A 15,370-nucleotide genomic window follows, 5' to 3' on the forward strand; every position below is an offset into this window, starting at 1 on the left:
ACCTTCGGGGCGTCGGGTCCGGCGGTGGCGTCCCGCCTCGCGCGGACGGTGGCCATGACCCGGCCGCTGGCGCCAGATGGTTTCACATGATACTAGTTGTCTCGCACGGAGACACGCCATGACCGACGTTCGCGAGACCGCCGCCGAGAGCCGGGACCTCTTCGACAACCCGTTGGGCACCGACGGGTTCGAGTTCGTGGAATTCACCTCGCCCGAGCCCGAGCGGCTGAAGGGCTTGTTCGAGAAGATGGGCTTCACCGCGACAGCCCGGCACCGTTCGAAGAACGTGCTGCGCTTCCGCCAGGGCGACATCAACTTCATCCTCAACATGGAGCCGGCGGGCCAGGCCGCGGAGTTCCGGTCGGCGCACGGGCCGTCGGCGAACGCCATGGCGTTCCGCGTCCGCGACGCGGCGAGGGCCTTCAAGCTGGCGGTGGAGCGCGGCGCCAAGCCCGTGCAGGGCCCGGTGGGCCCCATGGAGCTGAACATCCCGGCCATCGAGGGGATCGGCGGCTCGAACCTCTACCTTGTCGACCGCTATGGCGCGCAGGAGATCTACGACGTCGACTTCGTTCCTATCCCCGGCGCCGAGGAGGCCCGCAAGGCCAACGAGGTGGGGCTGACCTACCTGGACCACCTGACCCACAACGTCCATCGCGGCCAGATGGCGCGGTGGGCGGAGTTCTACGAGCGCATCTTCAACTTCCGCGAGATCCGGTACTTCGACATTGAAGGAAAGCAGACGGCGCTGGTCTCGAAGGCCATGACCAGCCCGGACGGGAAGATCCGCATCCCGCTCAACGAGAGCCAGGACGAGCACTCGCAGATCGAGGAATTCCTCAAGGACTACAAGGGCGAGGGGATCCAGCACATCGCGCTGGGCACGAACGACATCTACGAATCCGTGGAGGCCATGCGCGACCGCGGCGTGCGCTTCCAGGACACCATCGACACTTATTTCGACGGCATAGACGCGCGCCTGCCCGGCCATGGCGAGAACGTGAACCGCCTGCGCGCCGACCGCATCCTGATCGACGGCGCGCCCAGCGAAGGCCAGGGCCTGCTGCTGCAGATCTTCACCGAGAACATGATCGGCCCGATCTTCTTCGAGCTCATCCAGCGGAAGGGCAACGAAGGCTTCGGCGAGGGCAACTTCAAGGCCCTGTTCGAGTCCATCGAGCTGGACCAGATCCGCCGCGGCGTGCTGCCGGCCAAGGGGTGACAGCCGCCCCGCGCGCTGAGACGGTGTCGGCATGAGCCTGCCTCCGAACCCCCGCTGGGCGCTGGTCTGCCACGGCGGCGCCGGGACGATCCCGCGCGGGCGCCTGACGCCCGAGCAGGAGGCCGCCTACCGCGCGGCGCTGGGGGACGCGGCGAACGCCGGGGCCGAGGTGCTGCGCGAGGGCGGCGCCGCCATGGATGCGGTCGAGGCGACCGTGCGCCTGCTGGAGGACGACCCGCTGTTCAACGCCGGGCGCGGGGCGGCCTTCACGGCGGAGGGGCGAAACGAGCTGGACGCCTCGATCATGGACGGCGCGACCCTGGCGGCGGGCGCCGTCGCGGGGCTGTCCACGACGCGTCATCCCATCTCCGCCGCGAGGGCGGTCATCGGCGGCTCGGATCACGTGCTGCTGGGCGGGGAGGGCGCCGACGCCTTTGCCCGCATGCAAGGGCTGGAGCAGGTGGACCCCGGCCACTTCTTCACCGAGGCGCGCTGGGCCAGCCTGGAGCGGGCGCTGGGGAAGCTGGGGCTGCCCATCCCGCCGCGGCCGCAGGGCGTCGGCGTCGATGCGCGCGCGGCCCTGGCGCATGACGAGGGCAAGCGGGGCACGGTCGGCTGCGTCGCGCTGGACCGGCGCGGCAACGTGGCCGCGGGCACGTCCACCGGCGGCACGACCGCCAAGCGCTGGGGCCGCGTGGGCGACAGCCCGCTGATCGGGGCAGGGACCTACGCCGCCAACACGGCCGCAGCGGTGTCCTGCACGGGCGCAGGCGAGTACTTCATCCGCCTGGGCGTGGCGCAGCGCATCTGCGCGCTGGTGGAGCATGCCGGCCTGTCCCTGCAGCAGGCCGCCGACCGCGTCGTGCACGAGGACCTGTCGGGCCTGGGCGGCGAGGGCGGCGTGATCGCGGTCGACCCCCACGGCCGCATGGCGTGGAGCTTCAGCACCGACGGCATGTACCGCGCCCGGATCGCCGAGCGCGAGCCGCTCACCGTGAGCATCTACAAGGACGAGGCCTGACATGGCGAAGGGCGACTGGATCCCGGTCCGCGGCGCGCAGGGCGCACATTCCCGCCAGGCGCACGCCGACCTGCCGGAGGGAGCCTACGAGCGCGAGATGTCGAAGGAGGGCTTCTTCGGGCCGGCCGCTTTTCTCTACCATCCGCGCCCGCCGACGGGCTGGACCTCGTTCGAGGGCCCGCTTCGTCCCCGCGCCTTCGACTTGGCCCGGCTGAACGCCGCCGAGCCCTCGCCCTGGGCCGCGGGCGTGATCCTGCACAACCCGGCCTGCGAGATGCGCTTCTGGAAGCTGGCGGCCCCGATGCCGGCGCTGGCGCGCAACGCCGACGGCGACCAGCTGCTCTTCGTGCACCAGGGCGCGGGCGACCTGTTCTGCGACTTCGGCCGCATCGCCTATGCGGCCGGCGACTACCTCTACCTGCCGCGCGGAACGATGTGGCGGCTCGCCCCTGCCGAGCCCACCGCGATCCTGACGATCCAGGCCACGAACACCCACTTCCGCCTGCCGGACCGCGGAATCCTGGGACCCCACGCCCTGTTCGACCCCGCGGTGCTGGACACGCCGGCGATGGACGAGGCCTTCCGCGACCATCAGGCCGAGGCGGGCGATCACCGCGTCGAGGTGAAGAAGCGCGGCCAGGTGTCGACCGTCACCTATCCCTACAATCCGCTGGACGCGGTCGGCTGGCACGGGGAGCTCGCGCCGGTGCGCCTCAACGTGAAGGACATCCGCCCGGTGGTGAGCCATCGCTACCACCTGCCGCCCAGCGTGCACTCCACCTTCGTGAGCGACCGCTTCGTGGTCTGCACCTTCGCCCCTCGCCCGTTCGAGAGCGATCCCGGGGCGATCAAGATCCCGTTCTTCCACAACAACGACGACTACGACGAGGTGTTGTTCTACCACGCGGGCGACTTCTTCAGCCGCGATCACATCGAGGCCGGGATGATGACCTTCCATCCGTCCGGCTTCACCCATGGACCGCACCCGAAGGCGCTGAAGAACATGCTCGCCCAGCCCAAGCCCGCCACCGACGAGTACGCGGTGATGATCGACACCCGCGATCCCCTGGACGTGGGCGAGGCCGCCGCCTCGGTTGAGAACCCCGCCTACGTGGACAGCTGGAAGGGCGGATGACCCGGGACGAGGACCTGGCCGCCGCGGCCGAGGACGAACTGGACCGCGCGCTCACGCTGGGCTGGCGGGAACTGGTCAAGGTGACGCCCTGGGGCGATACGTTCGAGGGCTTCACGCCGGACGGCCGGGACGTGTGTTTCGAACGCGCCTACATGTGGGAAGGCGCGACGGGCGGTGACATCCGCGTGGAAGTCACCGTGTACGAGCCACAGGCCTACGAAGCCGGCGTACGCCGGATGCGAACGATAACGAGGGACGGGAACACCGCATGAAGCTGGCGTCGTTGAAGGGGGGCCGGGACGGCCGCCTGGTGGTCGTGTCGAACGACCTCGCCTGGTACACGCCGGCCGACCGCATCGCGTTCACCCTCCAGGACGCGCTGGACGACTGGGACGTCTGCGAGCCCGAGCTTCGCGGCCTGGCCGAGAGCCTCGAGCACGGCTCGGTGCCCAAGGCGCGCTTCCACGAGCACGACGCGGCCAGCCCGCTGCCGCGCGCCTACCAGTGGGCCGACGGCTCGGCCTATGTGAACCACGTGGCGCTCGTGCGGCAGGCCCGCGCCGCCGAGATGCCCGAGAGCTTCTGGACCGACCCCCTCATGTACCAGGGCGGATCGGACGGCTTCCTCGCGCCGCGCGATCCCATCCCGCTGGGGGACGAGGCCTGGGGATGCGACCTGGAGGGCGAGGTCGCCGTGGTCACGGGCGACGTGCCCATGGGCGCGAGCCGCGAGGAGGCGCTGGCCGCCATCCGGCTCGTCATGCTCTGCAACGACGTGTCGCTGCGCAACCTGATCCCGAACGAGCTCGCCAAGGGCTTCGGCTTCTTCCAGTCCAAGCCGGCGTCCGCGTTCTCGCCGGTGGCCGTGACCCCCGACGCCCTGCCGAACTTTCGCGACGGCAAGCTGCACGGCAAGCTGGAGGTCGAGCTGAACGGCAAGCCCCTGGGCGAGGCGGACGCCGGCGTGGATATGACCTTCGACTTCGGCGTGCTGATCGCCCACGCCGCGAAGACGCGGGCGCTGTCGGCCGGCACGATCATCGGCTCGGGCACGGTCTCGAACCGCGACCCCGACGGGGGCCCCGGCAAGCCCATCGCCCAGGGCGGCGTCGGCTACTCGTGCCTGGCGGAGGTTCGCACGGTCGAGACGATCCTCGGCGGCAAGCCGGTGACCCCGTTCCTGAAGGCGGGCGACACGGTGCGCATCCAGATGGTGGACGCCCGGCGCCATTCGATCTTCGGCGCCATCGAGCAGTCGGTGGTCCCGGCATGAGCGCGCTTCGCGGAGGCGGCGGCGAGACGGCCGGCGCCACGGTCCTGAAGCTGGACGGCTATCTGCCCTACCGCCTCTCGGTCGCGTCGAACGCGGTGTCGGGCCTGATCGCCCGCGCCTACGAGGACCGCTTCGGGCTGACGATCCCGCAGTGGCGGCTGATCTGCGTGCTGGCCGAGGATGGCGGGCTCTCGCAGGTGCAGATCGTCGCCCGGACCGTGATGGACAAGGTCACGGTCAGCCGCGCGGCCCAGGGGCTGGTCAGGCGTCATCTCGTCGCCCGGTCCGAGAACGCGGCGGACGGCCGCAGCCACGTCCTGGCGCTGACCGATGAGGGCCGAAGCCTCTACGCGGAGATTGCGCCGCTGGCGCTGGCCTACGAGGCGGCGCTGATCTCGGGCCTGGCCCCGGACGAGGTGGCCCTGCTCAAGCGCCTGCTGGGCCGCCTGCAGAGCGCCGCGGGCCAGCTGGCGGGCGACGGCGCCCCGCCTGCAGCAGGCCTCTAGGCTTCGCTGATCCTTGCCTCAGGCCGCCATGGCCTCGGTGCGGACGCCCCAGCGGTGGGAGCCTTCGCCGAACGGCAGGTGGAAGCCGTACGTCGCCCGCTTGCGCTCGTCGCGCCAGGTCTCCTCGAACGAGTGGATGAGCTGCTCCTGCAGCTCTTCCGGGATCTGACGGACATCGTGGCCGAGGTTGCGGGCCACTTGCTCGATCACCATCGTCCGGTGCGCTTCGCCGCCGAGCGACAGCAGGGCCTCACGGACGCGGCGGCACAGGGTCTGCTTGACCTTGACGGTCTTCCTGGCCGGAGCGGCGTCCTGGGCGATTTCCAGCTGGTTCTGCATGGTAGCCGCGAGAATTCCCCGGTCTGATTTACGACCGGGTTAAGGCACACGGAAAAAGGGCGGTTAACGCAACCTCGGGTGGAAGGCGGTCAGCCGGCCCCCAGCGCCACGGCCGTGTGGTAGACCAGCAACGACGCGAGGTAGGCCAGCGTGACCATGTAGAGGAACATCACGCCCATCCAGCCCCACGAGTTGGTCTCGCGCTTCACCACCCCCAGCGTCGCCACGCACTGCGGCGCGAAGATGTACCAGGCCAGGAAGGACAGGCCCGTGGCCAGGCTCCAGCTCTCGGCAAGGCGTGCGCCCAGCGCGCCCACGTTCGCCTCGGCGTCGCCGATCGCATAGACCGTGCCCAGCGCGGCCACCGCGACCTCGCGGGCCGCGAAGCCCGGGATCAGCGCCACGACCATCTGCCAGTTGAAGCCGATCGGGGCGAACAGCGGCTGGATCGCGTGGCCGATCATGCCCGCGAAGCTGTAGTCGATCGCCGGTCCGGTCGCGCCGGCCGGCGGCGCCGGGAACGTCGAGAGGACCCACACCAGCACCATCAGCGGCAGGATGATCCGCCCGGCCCGTGACAGGAAGATCTGCGCCCGCTGCAGCAGGTTGCGCAGCACGTTCTCGGCCGAGGGCAGCTTGTAGGTGGGCAGCTCCATGAGGAACGGCTCGACCGCGCCGCGCCAGAACACCTTGCGGATGACGAACGAGACCGCCAGCGCGCTGGCGATGCCGGCGGCGTACAGGCCGAACATCACGAGGCCCTGCAGGTTGAGTCCCGGGCCCACCGTGCGGTCCGGGATGAAGGCGGCGATGATCAGCGTGTAGACCGGGATGCGCGCCGAGCACGTCATGAGCGGCGCCACCAGGATCGTCGTCATCCGGTCGCGCTTCTGGTCGATGACCCGGGCCGACATGATGCCCGGGATCGCGCAGGCGAAGCTGGACAGCAGCGGGATGAAGGCGCGGCCGTGCAGGCCGGCGCCGCCCATGATGCGGTCCATGAGGAACGCCGCCCGGGCCATGTACCCGAAGTCCTCGAGCAGGATGATGAAGAGGAAGAGCACCAGGATCTGCGGCAGGAACACCAGCACGCTGCCGACCCCGGCGAAGAGGCCGTCGACGATCAGGCTCTCGAGCAGGCCGTCCGGCAGCAGGTTCGCCGCCTGCGCGCCCAGCCAGCCGACTCCCGCCTCGATGGCGTCCGCGGGCGGCCCGGCCCAGGTGAACACGGCCTGGAACATCAGGAACAGCAGCCCGAGCAGGATCGCCAGCCCGGCGACGGGATGCAGCAGCACGGCGTCCACCTTGCCGGTCACCGTGTCGGGACGCTCGGGCGGACGGACGTAGGTCTTCAGGATACGTTGCGCCTCGCGGTGCGCCCCGCGGATCTCGGCGGCGGTGGGCTCGCGCCAGGTGTTGGCCCCGGCCAGCGCGCCCGCGGCCAGCAGCTCGTCCACCTTCGCGGTGAGGTCGTCGATGCCGCGCTTGCGGGTCGCCACGGTGGTGACGATCGGGCAGCCCAGCTCGCGGCTCAGGCCGTCGAGATCGATCCGCAGGCCCTGGCGCTGGGCGATGTCGTACATGTTGAGCGCCAGAACCATGGGCCGGCCCACGGCTCTCAGCTCCAGGATCAGGCGCAGCACGAGCCGCAGGTTCGTGGCGTCCGCCACCGCCAGCACCACGTCGGGCTCATGCTCGCCCGCCAGGCGGCCCAGCACGGCGTCGCGCGTGACCGCCTCGTCCGGACTGCGGGCGCGCAGGGAATAGGTGCCGGGGAGGTCCAGGACCGAAAGCGTGCGGCCGGCGGGCGTGGTCAGCGTGCCCTCCTTCCGCTCGACGGTGACGCCGGCGTAGTTGGCCACCTTCTGGCGGCTGCCGGTGAGCGCGTTGAACAGCGCGGTCTTGCCGGTGTTGGGATTGCCGACCAGCGCCACGCGCGTCGGCCGCAGGACGCCCTCGCTCATCGCGCCGCGTCTTCCGGACGCTCGATGCGGACCCAGACGTGCTGCGCGTCGCGCCGGCGCAGCGCCACGCGCATGTCGTCGACGCGGACGGCGATGGGATCGCCCTTGATCAGCCCCTGGTGCAGGAGCTCGACCCGCGCGCCCTCGACGAAGCCGAATTCGAGCAGCCGCCGTTCCAGCTCGGACTCGTCCACGCCGTGGCCGCCGCTCTGGTCGGCCCGCACCTCGACGATCACCCCGCGGTCGCCCGGCTGCACCGTGGACAGCGAAACGCTGCCCGCCAGGACGGCGTCCGCTCCGCCCCTCGCCTCGGCCGCCATGTCGTGCATTCGCGTGGATCCCGCCGACGCCGCCCGCGAAACTTGCGAACGATTATCAGGTATGCGCGCAGCCTCTCCGACGCAAGGCTCGCGTTGACGCGGGCGCCCGTCCCCCTATGTTCGCCGCCGCTGCCCCAGTGGCGAAATGGTAGACGCGGCAGACTCAAAATCTGCTTTCCGCGAGGGAGTGCTGGTTCGAGTCCGGCCTGGGGCACCATCGCGGGTGGTCGCGGTGCATCGAGGGCCACCCCTGGGGGCTCGCTTGCGACGCGGCGTGGAGGAAATCGCCGCGGGTCGGCCGGCTCGCGCGTGGATCCTTACGCCGCCGCGGCGGTCGCCCGCCGCCAGGGCGGCGGCAGGATGTGGCCGCGCCGCAGGGCCAGCGTCAGCAGGACCAAGCCGGTGGTGGTGCAAAGCACCAGGGCGATGACCGACGATTCCAGTCCGAAGCTGCCTCCGGTGAGCAGGTCCGGCCCCTCGATCGTGTCGCGGATCAGCCCGGGGTCGGTGACTCCGCCGGAGACGATGCCCGAGAAGACGGCGGACTGGGTGTAGTTCCACGACATGTGGAATCCGATGCTCATCCAGAGCCTGCGCGTGACGAGATAGGCGGCCGCCAACAGCAGCCCGGCCTCGATGCTGATGTAGATCGCGCCCTCGATCGTCCCGGCGGGATTGAGAAGGTGCACCAGGCCGAACACGAGAGACGACACCAGCAGCGCCGCCCAGCTGCCGAACAGGTCCTCCACCGACTTGAACATCACGCCGCGAAAGAAAAGCTCCTCAAAGAGCCCCGAGCTGAGGGCCATCGGTATGGCCGGGATCAGGAAGGACCACGGGTTGAGGCCGTCGACGCGATACATGCCGAGCATCATGAGGATCAGCACACAGGCGCTGTAGAGCCCCGCGCCGATCAACGCCCCGATGGCCCATTCCCGGCCCAGGCCTCGCGGGGAAAGCTCGCTCACTTCGCGGCCCTCGATGAACCGGCCCCAGGCGATGTAGACGGCCATGGCCAGCGCGCCCATCGCCACGGTGATGGCGATGGCCGTGGCGGGGCTGGCCTTGTAGGTCTCCATGAAGCCGTTGTTCGTGGTCATCGAGAAGAAGACGATCGTTCCCAGCACGACAAGCCGCGTCAGCGGGAACTGAAGGACCCGCAACCAGAGCGGCTTCGGAGCGACCGTCGAGCTGGGCATGTCAGGACTTCCTTGGGTTTGGGCCTGCGGTCGGCGGCGCTATCGGACAGGCTCCCAGGTGAGGATTCCGCCGTCCGCCATCAGGGCCATGTGCAGCCGTCCGTCCGCCAGCGTGTAGCTGCGCACGTAGGGCAGTTGAGTCTCGAGCAGCGAGCCCATCGACGGCGGGGGGCAGCTCATGCGCGTGGTCGCAAGCGGTCCCACGGCGAGGGATCCGCCGGCGCCGGAGGGAGCGGCCTTCCAGGGCGCCCAGCCCCGGTTGCAGTCCAGCTGCAGGGCCGCGCGCCCATCCGGGCCGAAGAAGATCGTGTAGCGGTCCGGCTCCGTCGGGGTCGTGCGGCCCTGGGCGTCGTCCATGGATTGGAAGGCGACCAGCCGCCACCGTGTGCCGCCCAGCGCCGGGTTCTCGCCGTCGGGCGCCTGGAGTCGCGCAGGGGCGCAGGCCGCGAGGAGAAGCATCGCCGGCAGGAGAGTCCGGAGGTGACCGGCGCCGCGGATCATGCGCCAGCGTCAGCCGCCCACGACGAAGGCGTCGGGGAACTCGTAGCGTTCGGTCGCGCCGATGGCGATCCGGTTGAGGTCCCCATCCTTGGTGGCCTTGAAGGCGCCCGACATCGCGTCGGAAGAGGTGGCCCGGCCGCCCGCGAAGTAGATGTGGCGCTTGCCGCCCGACGGCAGCGTTATCTCCACCGTGGCCTCGCCTCCGGCGAACCGCATCACGCCGGCCTTGCAGCGCCCCAGCGGCGCGCCCGCACCGATCGCGCAGCCGACCTCGGCCGTCGCATTGTACTGCGTGCCGGCCACCTTCGCATCGGCGGCTGCAGCAGCTCCCGTGACGCCGATCGTCAGCGTGTAGTTCGCCAGCTCGTTGCGCCGCGCGGCGCTCCGCATCAGATAGACCTGGACCCGATAGTCGCCCGACGCGGGAAGGCGGCGGCTGACCCGGTTGTCCGAGAGGTCGCTGGTCGCCAGGGCGGCGTCGGAGCCCGGGGTCGCGCCCGGCGCCCAGATGTTGAAATAGTTGGCGCCGTTGCTGGATTTCAGCGTGACGTTCAGTGTCTGCCCGGCCTTCGCGCCGACCACATACTCCACCGTGGCGTCGCCGCGGATCTGGCCCACGATCGTCTTCGAACTGGTTCCCCGGGCGAACTGGACGCGTTCGCTGCGCGGGGCCTGAGCCGTGGCCCCCGAGGCCATGGCCAGAGCGAGCCCGGCGAGCGCGACGATAGCGGTTCTGGGCATCAGACGTTCCTGAATCTGGCCGACGGTTCGCCGACGCGCGGGGCCGCCGGCTGATCCCCACGGCGCATGTCGACGGCGGTTGCGCAGAGGGCGCGCAGATCCCGGCGGTCGTGCGTGCCGCGCAGCGCGGTCTCGACGGCGACGAACCCTTCGCGCTTCAGCTGCTGCTTCAGGCTGGCCAGAGAGACGAAGAGCCCGGTCTCGGCCAATGCGAAGGCGCGCTCGACGATGGCTTCGTAGTGCGCATCGAAGCGGAGCCGACCCGCGCCGGCCTCATCGCAGGTTCGGCGCTTCTGGCGGGGCGGCGACGCCAGGCGAACAGGCTCGCTCAACGGCTTGGTCCTGACGTGCAAAGCCCCAACGCCTCGTTTCCCAGGCCGTGCGCAACCGCCGAGCCGTGGCCCGATCATCCGGCAATGCGACAGCGCGTCCTAGTGCGGCGTCCGCCAGGGTTGTGACGCGATGCGCCGCCGCCAAGACTGGCGGGCTTCGTCTCAACGATGGCGCGCCCCGCCATAGGCATTGCCGCGCCGCGTCCCGAAGCTGCCCGGGATGCCAAGATCGGGTCAGTTGGTCGTGGGGGCGGTGTTCGCGGTGGCCTTGGCCGCCGTGCAGGCTGGTCCTGCGCCCGCGCAGCCGAGGCCGGCGACCGGCGCATGGGGCGTCGACCTGACGGGCCTGTCGCAGTCCGTGCGCCCCGGCGACGACTTCTACCGGTACGTCAATGAAGGCTGGCTGGCCCGGGCGCGGATCCCGCCGGGCATGGCCGAGATGAACGTCGGCGCCGAGGTTTACCTAAGGACCGAGACGCAGGTGCGGGCCGTCATCGAAGGCGTCTCCAGCGGAACCCACGCGGCAGGCTCGCCAGAGCAGCAGATCGCCGACTTCGCGCGATCGCGGGCCGACGTCGCACGACTGAACGCGCTGGGCCTGGAGCCCATCAGGGCGGACCTGGACGCCGTCCGGGCGATCCGCACTCGCGCAGATCTGGCCCGGCTGATGGGCCGGCCCTTCCAGGGCTCGCCCATCGTGGCCGGCGTGATTCTCGATCCTGGCAACCCGCGCCGCCACGTTCCGGCCATCGCGCAGGGCGGGCTGACCATGCCGGACCGCGACTACTACCTCGGCGCCGAGGAGCCCTACGTCGGCCATCGGGCCGCCCTTCGCGACTACGCCGCGGACCTGATGCGCCGCGCCGGCGTCGACCGGCCGGAGGCGCGCGCCGACGAGGTGCTGGCGATCGAGGTCGGCATCGCGCGGGCGCACTGGAGCGGGGTCGAAACCCGCGACCGGGTCAAGATGTACGACCTGAGGACGCTGGACGAGATCGAGCGTTTCGCGCCGGGCTTCGAGTGGCGTGTCTTCCTCGCGGAACGGAAGCTCGACAAGGCGGCGCAGTACAACCTGCTGACGAACACGGCCGTCCAGCGGCTGGCGCGCCTGTACGCGGAAACGCCCCTGGAGGCGTGGCGCAGCTACATGCTGTTCCATGTCCTGGACGGATGGGCCGGCGACCTCGGAGAGGCGTGGCAGGAAGCCTCGTTCGGCTTCCACCAGAAGCGGCTGATGGGCGTGCCGCAACGCCGGCCGCTCGCGGATCGCACGGTGCAGGACGTCAATGCCGCCATGGCCGAGCAGATCGGCCGCATATACGCCCGACAGTACTTCCGACCGGAATCCAAGGCCGAGATTGATCGGATGGTCCGCTACATGCGCGACGCATACCGCGAGCGCATCGGCCGCCTGGACTGGATGGACGACGCCACGCGCGCCGAGGCGCTGGCGAAGCTGGACAAGATCGTCAGCTACATCGGGTACCCCGACCGCTGGCACGACCTGAGCCCGATCCGGATCGCGCCCGACGACCTGGTGGGCAACCGGCGTCGGATCGCGGGGTGGAAGCTGGACGACGAGTTGGCCCAGCTGAACGCGCCCCGCCGTGACTGGGAGTGGCCCTACCCGCCGCAGGAAGTGAACGCCGGCTACATGGCCGTCTTCAACTCGATCACCTTCCCGGCCGGGATCCTGCAGCCACCGTTCTTCGATCCCGGCGCGGATCCCGCCGTCAACTACGGGGCCATCGCCGCGGTCATCGGCCACGAGCTCGGCCATGCCTTCGACGACCAGGGCAGCCGGTCGGACGGGGATGGACGTCTCCGCGACTGGTGGACCTCGGCGTCCCGCGCGCAGTTCGAGCAGCGCACCGCCCGACTGGTGGCCCAGTACGATCAGTATTCCCCGGCCCCCGGCGTGAAGCTGAGCGGCAGGCTGACGCTGGGCGAGAACATCGGCGACCTGGGCGGCCTCTCCATCGCCTACGACGCCTATCGCCGCCACGTCCGTGAGCAGCAGGGCGGCGCCGCGCCGGTGCTGGACGGCTTCACCGGCGACCAGCGGTTTTTCCTGTCGTGGGCCCAGATCTGGCGGTCGCTCTCGACGCCCGAGGACATCCGACGCCGCGCCCTGACGGACAATCACAGCCCGGGCGAGTTCCGGACCAACGGCATCGTGCGGAACCTGGACGCCTGGTACGCGGCCTTCGGGGCGCCGCCCGACGCAAAGCTCTACCTGCCGCCCGAGGAGCGCGTGCGGATCTGGTGATGAACGCGAGCGCGAAGATGAAGCGAGACTGCACAAGGAGACGAGCATGCTGAAACACAGGCGGCCGATACTGGTCGGCGCGGTGATCGCCGGAATGATCGCCGGGCCCGCGCTGGCCCAGCCTATGGATCTGATCGGCGCCAAGGCCGGCCAGGCCGAAGGAAGCCTCGCGGCCCGGGGCTATGTCTTCGATCACAACGAGGGCGGCGAGCAGCTCTGGTGGCGCGAGCGGGGACGCGAGTGCATCAGCCTCTACGTCTCGAACGGACGCTACCGCGATGTCGAGAGCCGGTCGTCCGGCGACTGCAACCTGTCGCGTGGCGGCGGCGGCAAGAAGAAGGACAACTCCACGGCCATCGTCGCGGGCGCGCTCGCCGTCGGCCTCCTCGCCGCTGCGGCCGCCAAGAGCAAGAAGGACCGCGACCGCGACCGCGACGACGACTACGGCGGCAGCAGCCGTCCGTATTCGCCCGACCGGGGGGTCGATTGCTATCCCGCCCAGCGGACCTGCTACGAGCGAGGCCGCGGCTACTCGGCCTACTGGACCAACCGCGAATTCAAGTATCGCTACTAGGAGAGCGCGAACATGCATCCTATCCGACATCTCGCGCTCGTCTCGGGCCTGGCCATTCTGGCCGGTTGCTCGCCGGCCAAGGCGCCGGACGCCCCAGGGTCGGCGTCCGCACCGACCGGGCGTGACGCCGCCCGGGTCGAGACCGGCCACGTGGTGACCGGGCTGATGGCCCATTCGTTCAACGCCGAGCAGCAGGGCCGCATCCTCAACATGGGCTACTACATGGCGGCCTCCGCGCTGTGCGCCGACCTGGAGGTCGACGCGCAGAAGCTCGGACGCGCCGTCGAGGCCACGCTTGCGCTCGGCCCGGCCGACGCCACCGAGGCTCAGAAGCGCTCCCAGCACGAGGCCCTGCTGATGTTCCTCGGCATGAGCAGCGGCGCCCTGATCGGGTCGCATGTGGAGGACAAGGCGGCCTTCTGCGACGACGCCAAGAAGCTGCAGGGCGGTGCGCCGGAGACCCACCTGTTCGCCGCGGGCGCGCCGTCCGCGCCTTCCACGGCGCCACTGCCGACCGAGCCGCCGGCCGCACCGGCGAAGCCCTGACGGCGGGCGGCGCGGCGACCGCGATCGCCGCGCCGCCTGCGGGGCGCCTCAGTTCAGCGACGACATCGTGATCGCCAGCGCGACCGCGCTGATGATGGCCGTGGCGAGCATGAATCCGCGCAGGGCCAGCAGTGCGGCGCGCAGCGAACTCAGCCCGAACGAGCGTCGGAACCAGAATGCGTTGGCGGCCAGATACCAGAGCGCCCCGGCGGACATGATGCTGGCGCCGATGGCGGGCGGGCTGTGCAGGCGCAGAACGATCACCCCGGTTGCGACCATGAGCACGAAGCCCCCGGCGGCGAAGCACTGGCTGAAGAAGGCGGGACGAAGCGTCTGCCGGGTCAGCGGCAGGCCCTTGAGGCGCACGTACTCGGCGGCGAACACCAGCGGGAAGATCGCGTAGAGGAGCGAGCGGGTGGCCAGCGTGCCCTGGGTGGACTTCATGAGTTGGCCGGCGAGCCCGGTCGTGGCGGACGGCGCGAGGTGCGCCGTTCGTTCCAGGATGTAGCAGAGCACGACCGTAAGCATCAGAAACAGTGGCGGGCTCAGCGTGTCCGAGTACTGATCCTCGGGCGCATCCGATTGCTCGTCTATGGCATAATCGAATGTATTGACCGGGTTTATGAGTATCCGAAAAAGGGTTCTCGGGTAGAAGAGCAGCCAGGTCATCACCTCGTAGATGAATTCCTCGAAAGACCGGATGATCCTCATCAGGTCCATGCAGCAACTCTCCGAACCATGGGGCAGGTGTCCATGCCCCGCCAACTGCAGCTTTATCTGGCTTCGCCTCGCTCGCCATTGACGTGTTCCGCCACGGCTGTGTCTCCTTCCGCCGCGGGATGCGGGGCGCCGCTGAGACGGAACCCGGCGCTCTGCAGGCGCCAGATCAGTCGCCGCAGGCCGGCCATGTTGCCCAGCAGGGCGCTCTCGGCGTCCGGACCCTCGAGCGTGGCGGCCGGCACGATGAGGCCGCCTTTCACCCGGCGGCAGAGGCCCAGTTCGATCAGGCGGCTGGTCCGGCGACGCACCGTCTCCAATGGAACGCCCATCGATGCGGCGACGGCGCGGACGCTGACCGGCCTTCGAACCTCGTCGGGCGGCGCTGCGGCCAGCGTCGCGAACTGACGCGCGGCCGGGTCGACATCGAGGTGGGCCAGGTTGGCCGTCACGATCGCGCGATGCACCAGCACGGTCAGCAGGTCTTCGCCGGGGTGCATGGCGGACAGCCCTTGCAGGGTGCGGAGGAAATGCTCCATGGCCAGGCGCGCGACAAGCCTGGCGATCTGGCCGTCGGGCTCGACCCCCGCCCGCCCGGTGGCAATCGGCGTTTGCGGCATTTGCTGACCCCCATCTCGTCGTCGAGTTACCCGGATCGGGTCGCTTGCCATCGTCGCCCGGTTGTACCCGGCCACGACTGCGCCCCAAGAT

Annotated in this window: 18 protein-coding genes and 1 tRNA gene; 10 read left to right on the forward strand and 9 right to left on the reverse strand. The window is 70.1% G+C overall.

What is annotated here, in order from left to right:
• Positions 1-118: 118 nt before the first annotated feature.
• Genes hppD through AC2D8W_RS05720 form a run of 6 tightly spaced genes read left to right on the forward strand, consistent with a single transcriptional unit; the run spans position 119 to position 5,157 of the window.
• Positions 119-1,222 (forward strand): 4-hydroxyphenylpyruvate dioxygenase, encoded by a 1,104-nt coding sequence (gene hppD, locus AC2D8W_RS05695; RefSeq protein ID WP_484670723.1) that lies wholly within the window; start codon positions 119-121, stop codon positions 1,220-1,222.
• A gap of 31 nt (positions 1,223-1,253) precedes the next feature.
• A complete protein-coding gene (locus tag AC2D8W_RS05700) occupies positions 1,254-2,243 on the forward strand; it encodes an isoaspartyl peptidase/L-asparaginase family protein (protein WP_484670724.1) in 990 nt (329 codons plus the stop codon).
• 1 nt (position 2,244) lies between these two features.
• Positions 2,245-3,378 (forward strand): homogentisate 1,2-dioxygenase, encoded by a 1,134-nt coding sequence (locus AC2D8W_RS05705; protein WP_293483076.1) that lies wholly within the window; start codon positions 2,245-2,247, stop codon positions 3,376-3,378.
• Entirely contained in the window at positions 3,375-3,650 is a 276-nt protein-coding gene (locus AC2D8W_RS05710) for a hypothetical protein (protein ID WP_293483077.1), read from the forward strand. Before AC2D8W_RS05705 ends, AC2D8W_RS05710 begins: the two co-directional genes overlap by 4 nt.
• Positions 3,647-4,651, forward strand: coding sequence for a fumarylacetoacetate hydrolase family protein (locus tag AC2D8W_RS05715; RefSeq protein ID WP_484670725.1), 1,005 nt, complete (start codon positions 3,647-3,649; stop codon positions 4,649-4,651). Before AC2D8W_RS05710 ends, AC2D8W_RS05715 begins: the two co-directional genes overlap by 4 nt.
• Positions 4,648-5,157, forward strand: coding sequence for a MarR family winged helix-turn-helix transcriptional regulator (locus tag AC2D8W_RS05720; RefSeq protein ID WP_293483079.1), 510 nt, complete (start codon positions 4,648-4,650; stop codon positions 5,155-5,157). Before AC2D8W_RS05715 ends, AC2D8W_RS05720 begins: the two co-directional genes overlap by 4 nt.
• An 18-nt stretch (positions 5,158-5,175) precedes the next feature.
• Here AC2D8W_RS05720 and AC2D8W_RS05725 read toward each other — a convergent pair whose 3' ends face one another.
• The 3 genes from AC2D8W_RS05725 to AC2D8W_RS05735 form a co-directional block, all read right to left on the reverse strand.
• Positions 5,176-5,496 carry a hypothetical protein gene (locus tag AC2D8W_RS05725; protein WP_484670726.1) on the reverse strand — a complete coding sequence of 107 codons (321 nt, stop codon included), beginning with the start codon at positions 5,494-5,496 and terminating at the stop codon, positions 5,176-5,178.
• 89 nt (positions 5,497-5,585) lie between these two features.
• On the reverse strand, positions 5,586-7,460 hold the full coding sequence (feoB, locus tag AC2D8W_RS05730; RefSeq protein ID WP_484670727.1) for a ferrous iron transporter B: 1,875 nt from the start codon (positions 7,458-7,460) through the stop codon (positions 5,586-5,588).
• On the reverse strand, positions 7,457-7,789 hold the full coding sequence (locus tag AC2D8W_RS05735; protein WP_293483083.1) for a FeoA family protein: 333 nt from the start codon (positions 7,787-7,789) through the stop codon (positions 7,457-7,459). Before AC2D8W_RS05735 ends, feoB begins: the two co-directional genes overlap by 4 nt.
• Before the next feature lie 122 nt (positions 7,790-7,911).
• On the opposite strand from AC2D8W_RS05735, the gene AC2D8W_RS05740 reads away from it, so the two are divergent.
• Positions 7,912-7,997: transfer RNA gene (locus tag AC2D8W_RS05740), tRNA-Leu, on the forward strand.
• Positions 7,998-8,097: 100 nt separating this feature from the next.
• Here the strand turns inward: AC2D8W_RS05740 and AC2D8W_RS05745 are convergent.
• The 4 genes from AC2D8W_RS05745 to AC2D8W_RS05760 are packed head-to-tail and all read right to left on the reverse strand — an operon-like array spanning position 8,098 to position 10,553.
• Positions 8,098-8,979, reverse strand: a complete 882-nt coding sequence (locus AC2D8W_RS05745) for a CPBP family intramembrane glutamic endopeptidase (protein ID WP_484670728.1) — start codon at positions 8,977-8,979, stop codon at positions 8,098-8,100.
• Positions 8,980-9,018: 39 nt separating this feature from the next.
• Complete coding sequence (locus AC2D8W_RS05750) at positions 9,019-9,438, reverse strand: META domain-containing protein (protein WP_484670729.1); 420 nt, start codon at positions 9,436-9,438, stop codon at positions 9,019-9,021.
• Positions 9,439-9,489: 51 nt separating this feature from the next.
• Positions 9,490-10,221: a hypothetical protein gene (locus AC2D8W_RS05755; RefSeq protein ID WP_484670730.1), complete on the reverse strand. Its 732-nt coding sequence runs from the start codon at positions 10,219-10,221 to the stop codon at positions 9,490-9,492.
• Positions 10,221-10,553, reverse strand: a complete 333-nt coding sequence (locus AC2D8W_RS05760) for a hypothetical protein (protein WP_484670731.1) — start codon at positions 10,551-10,553, stop codon at positions 10,221-10,223. The genes AC2D8W_RS05755 and AC2D8W_RS05760 overlap by 1 nt, the downstream gene beginning before the upstream one ends.
• 220 nt (positions 10,554-10,773) lie before the next feature.
• On the opposite strand from AC2D8W_RS05760, the gene AC2D8W_RS05765 reads away from it, so the two are divergent.
• From AC2D8W_RS05765 to AC2D8W_RS05775, 3 genes are read left to right on the forward strand one after another with little or no spacing between them, the layout of a single operon-like run.
• Positions 10,774-12,822 (forward strand): M13 family metallopeptidase, encoded by a 2,049-nt coding sequence (locus AC2D8W_RS05765; protein ID WP_484670732.1) that lies wholly within the window; start codon positions 10,774-10,776, stop codon positions 12,820-12,822.
• Between the two features lie 46 nt (positions 12,823-12,868).
• Positions 12,869-13,396, forward strand: a complete 528-nt coding sequence (locus AC2D8W_RS05770) for a hypothetical protein (protein WP_293481413.1) — start codon at positions 12,869-12,871, stop codon at positions 13,394-13,396.
• A gap of 12 nt (positions 13,397-13,408) precedes the next feature.
• Complete coding sequence (locus AC2D8W_RS05775; protein WP_484670733.1) at positions 13,409-13,942, forward strand: hypothetical protein; 534 nt, start codon at positions 13,409-13,411, stop codon at positions 13,940-13,942.
• A gap of 48 nt (positions 13,943-13,990) precedes the next feature.
• Here AC2D8W_RS05775 and AC2D8W_RS05780 read toward each other — a convergent pair whose 3' ends face one another.
• Both AC2D8W_RS05780 and AC2D8W_RS05785 read right to left on the reverse strand, forming a co-directional pair.
• Positions 13,991-14,662, reverse strand: coding sequence for a hypothetical protein (locus AC2D8W_RS05780; protein WP_484670734.1), 672 nt, complete (start codon positions 14,660-14,662; stop codon positions 13,991-13,993).
• A 53-nt stretch (positions 14,663-14,715) separates the two neighbouring features.
• A complete protein-coding gene (locus AC2D8W_RS05785) occupies positions 14,716-15,354 on the reverse strand; it encodes a hypothetical protein (RefSeq protein ID WP_484670735.1) in 639 nt (212 codons plus the stop codon).
• Positions 15,355-15,370 lie beyond the last annotated feature (16 nt).

Source organism: Phenylobacterium sp. T106 (assembly GCF_057219735.1).

Bases quoted from the DNA above. Each gene is read 5' to 3' on its own strand.
- AC2D8W_RS05780 (WP_484670734.1), bottom strand. From the start codon at position 14,662: ATGGACCTGATGAGGATCATCCGGTCTTTCGAGGAATTCATCTACGAG.
- AC2D8W_RS05745 (WP_484670728.1), bottom strand. From the start codon at position 8,979: ATGCCCAGCTCGACGGTCGCTCCGAAGCCGCTCTGGTTGCGGGTCCTT.
- AC2D8W_RS05750 (WP_484670729.1), bottom strand. From the start codon at position 9,438: ATGCTTCTCCTCGCGGCCTGCGCCCCTGCGCGACTCCAGGCGCCCGAC.
- feoB (WP_484670727.1), bottom strand. From the start codon at position 7,460: ATGAGCGAGGGCGTCCTGCGGCCGACGCGCGTGGCGCTGGTCGGCAAT.
- AC2D8W_RS05725 (WP_484670726.1), bottom strand. From the start codon at position 5,496: ATGCAGAACCAGCTGGAAATCGCCCAGGACGCCGCTCCGGCCAGGAAG.
- AC2D8W_RS05715 (WP_484670725.1), top strand. From the start codon at position 3,647: ATGAAGCTGGCGTCGTTGAAGGGGGGCCGGGACGGCCGCCTGGTGGTC.
- AC2D8W_RS05765 (WP_484670732.1), top strand. From the start codon at position 10,774: ATGCCAAGATCGGGTCAGTTGGTCGTGGGGGCGGTGTTCGCGGTGGCC.
- hppD (WP_484670723.1), top strand. From the start codon at position 119: ATGACCGACGTTCGCGAGACCGCCGCCGAGAGCCGGGACCTCTTCGAC.
- AC2D8W_RS05775 (WP_484670733.1), top strand. From the start codon at position 13,409: ATGCATCCTATCCGACATCTCGCGCTCGTCTCGGGCCTGGCCATTCTG.
- AC2D8W_RS05755 (WP_484670730.1), bottom strand. From the start codon at position 10,221: ATGCCCAGAACCGCTATCGTCGCGCTCGCCGGGCTCGCTCTGGCCATG.
- AC2D8W_RS05710 (WP_293483077.1), top strand. From the start codon at position 3,375: ATGACCCGGGACGAGGACCTGGCCGCCGCGGCCGAGGACGAACTGGAC.
- AC2D8W_RS05735 (WP_293483083.1), bottom strand. From the start codon at position 7,789: ATGCACGACATGGCGGCCGAGGCGAGGGGCGGAGCGGACGCCGTCCTG.
- AC2D8W_RS05705 (WP_293483076.1), top strand. From the start codon at position 2,245: ATGGCGAAGGGCGACTGGATCCCGGTCCGCGGCGCGCAGGGCGCACAT.
- AC2D8W_RS05770 (WP_293481413.1), top strand. From the start codon at position 12,869: ATGCTGAAACACAGGCGGCCGATACTGGTCGGCGCGGTGATCGCCGGA.
- AC2D8W_RS05720 (WP_293483079.1), top strand. From the start codon at position 4,648: ATGAGCGCGCTTCGCGGAGGCGGCGGCGAGACGGCCGGCGCCACGGTC.
- AC2D8W_RS05700 (WP_484670724.1), top strand. From the start codon at position 1,254: ATGAGCCTGCCTCCGAACCCCCGCTGGGCGCTGGTCTGCCACGGCGGC.